The 578-nt window shown below is 48.8% G+C and carries 1 pseudogene; it reads right to left on the bottom strand.

Annotation, left to right across the window (positions count from 1 at the left end):
- Window positions 1-578: pseudogene (locus R7040_RS28490) on the bottom strand (putative 2-aminoethylphosphonate ABC transporter permease subunit); the annotation flags it as partial.

Below are 578 nucleotides of genomic sequence, written 5' to 3'. Positions count from 1 at the left end.
AAGCACATTCAATGGGTTGTTCACATCATTGAAGTAAAAGATGTATCCCAAACCCAAAACCATGCCCGGCACCGCCATCGGCACCACACTCAGCATTTGCATCGCCTGACGAACTGGCCCAAACGCACGACCTTTTTCAATACAGTAGGCACCGACAAAAATCACAGCGGTACCAATCAGCGCAGTCCAACCAGCTAAAGTGAGAGAGTTAAAGAACGGGCTCCAGCCATAGGTACTCATCTCTGCGAAGTTGTAATTGTTTAGCGTCAGCGCTTTATTCCACGGCCAAAATGTCACTAGAGAGCCGTACACCGCCATGCCTAACACTGCCAGTACTGCCACAGACATCAGTGCACAGTATACGAAGCAAAGGCCATCACGCGTTTTGTTGGGTTCTGGTTGATAAGGTACAGAGCGAGTATCAAACAAGCTCTTTTGTTTTTTCTGCACCCAACGATCTGCACCAAACGCCATTACCGCAGGAAATAACAGCATGATGCTGGTTACTGCACCCATGGCAAAGTTTTGCTGGCCCACCACTTGTTTGAAGATGTCGGTCGCCAGAACGTTGTAGCTTC

The sequence above is a fragment of the Vibrio sp. 1069 genome (assembly GCF_033340555.1).
The sequence above is the reverse complement of the archived record's forward strand: the minus strand, read 5'-3'. Positions and strand labels throughout refer to the sequence as shown.